Annotated in this window: 2 protein-coding genes; both read right to left on the minus strand. The window is 39.0% G+C overall.

Features of this window, described 5'->3' with window-relative positions; genetic code table 11:
- Nucleotides 1-46: 46 nt before the first annotated feature.
- Nucleotides 47-1110, minus strand: a protein-coding gene (locus QUB33_RS29235; RefSeq protein WP_333358111.1) for an ISKra4 family transposase whose coding sequence is annotated in 2 segments (ribosomal slippage) — nucleotides 47-954 and nucleotides 954-1110 — 1065 coding nt in all. Because the reading frame shifts where the segments join, the coding sequence is not laid out codon by codon here.
- Between the two features lie 49 nt (nucleotides 1111-1159).
- Nucleotides 1160-1918, minus strand: coding sequence for an IS630 family transposase (locus tag QUB33_RS29240; RefSeq protein WP_333358114.1), 759 nt, complete (start codon nucleotides 1916-1918; stop codon nucleotides 1160-1162).
- Between the last annotated feature and the right edge of the window lie 265 nt (nucleotides 1919-2183).

Genomic DNA, 2183 nt, shown 5'->3' on the forward strand with positions numbered 1-2183 from the left:
ACTCCTCCTACAAATGCAGTTCATGCTTCTGTTGACGCTCTACCTATTATCCTCTCTGGATAGCACTTTTACAAAACCGGGATGCTCCCGCTAATACTTGTCCCACATGTTCTGATTTCCAACTAGCTCCTGATATTTTAATTCGTCTGGCTATTTGCTTAATCCCTGATTCTACCGCTCCTGAACCAATTGAACAGATGCCACCCCTTGAGCAAACTTCATAGTTGATAATCCTTTGTTTGTGCTTTTCTAAGTATTTGCAAAAATTCACTGCTGATGTTTTCTTGAGCTTTGTAAATAGAGCTGCTGCATTCTCTACATTCCCTTTCCACAAATATGCTTCTGCTTGCTTAAGTCGCTTCATTGAACCACCTACTTTCTGAAGATTTTGATTCAGATGGTACCAATCGAGAATTTCTCTTCTGTCCTGTTCACAACTGATTTCCTTAAATATATTCCACACTCCATCATGTCCATCACCTAGGCAAGTTACAGGTTTTGCTAGCGGTTGTTTATTTGCCCAATTAACGATGATATCATTTTGATTGAAACTAGCTACTATACCAGCTTCCGACACAATTGCTTTATAGTCTTTCCATTCAGACTTTTCTCCTTGAGGTACCGCTCGTCGTACTTTTCCACCATCTGCACTTAGCTCCGAAATATCTGCTGTGGCTATGGGCTGGTCAAAGTCTTGATAATGTACTAATCTTTGTTGTGTTTTAGACGAAACAGTCACCCCCGTTAGATACTTAATGTCTAGGGCTGCATCCTGATAAGAAATATTGGCACTCAGTCTTAAGCAACAGTTTTCTAAATGTGGACTCAATCGACTACGGCTACCACAGCCTAGCCTATCTGCTTGCTTCTGGGTGATACTTAAATTACCGAGAGTGCTTTTTAATGTCTTGATTCTTCCGGCTTTTGTACCGGTAGCTGAGCAGATAAAAAAAATCCGATATGCGGTGTCACATGAGTCAAAACTTGGTCTCTGACTGCGAGTTCAATATCTTCTAATGTCTGGAAGGCATCAGGATTAGAATCAGCATAAAGGATGGCAGAAATAGCATCTAGATGTGTTTTAATCGCCTGCTGTTGTTCGGGTGTCATGATTCTATCTCAAGTGGGAAGTGGGAAGAGATCATAATTATAGCCTATTTTACTGATGATAGGTACAAAAGTGATTGTAGTCTTTATCAGTATTTATACTCATAACAAAAGTGACACGCTCCCGATTGAAACTCTCTGAGTATTTTTGACCCAATCCATTTAAAAACTCTTGAAAACAGTTGTAATTTAGCTGAGCAAATTCTTGATAATATTGTTCCCCTGTTGCTGGCTCTACGACTCCATAAATATAAAAGTTTCCTCGTTTCCATTGCTTTTCGCCAATGGGTTTTACCCCCTTTAATGTAATCATTCTGCCCTGCAGAGTAATCAATCCAAATCTACTCTCGTCCTGACACCATAGCCTTACATGCTTGGAGTTTCCGAAATATTTAATCATTACTTTGATGAGTTCAGATAGTTTTTTTTTGAAGCTTGCCTGCACCTCTTCGTTTGCTTTGTCACTTTGGGTTCTTGGGACTTTCAGGTCAGCTTTCAATTTATAATGAACTAGGTCATGTACCACTTTATAGCTCACTTTAATTCCGCATTCTTTTTCTAGCCAGAGCTGTAATTTGCCATAACTTGTTTCTCCCTGTGGTTCTTGCAGTTTTTTGATTAATTTTTCTCTCACTTCGGGTGGGATATGTGGAGTCTTCCCGGGAGCTTTTTTTATGCTAAGTAATTCATTAATTCCACCTTTTTTGTAAGCTCTTAACCAACGATATATTGTTAATTCGTCTCGTTTTAACATCGTGGCTAATTCTGCTCTTTTTTGGATTTTTTTGGTGACCAGCCAGTATAATACCAGTAATTTTTATTTATTTACGGCGGTCGCACTCCGTTTGAGTCGATGCTCTAGTTCCTCAACCGTTTCCTGGATTTGTACCTGAAGTTTGTTCGCCATATTGCATTTCCTCTACTTTTACCCTAGATTTTAGTGTACCTTCATAGTGAATTGGTAAGCTGCTACGCAGCTAAACCGGATAAAATAGCATGGCCTTTATTTTTGATTTTTCGCTCCCATTTGATAACCATTTCTCCTTCATTTAATAATCTATGTAGTAATTCTGACA

The sequence above is a fragment of the Microcoleus sp. B3-A4 genome, assembly GCF_036705385.1.
Lineage (GTDB): Bacteria > Cyanobacteriota > Cyanobacteriia > Cyanobacteriales > Microcoleaceae > Microcoleus.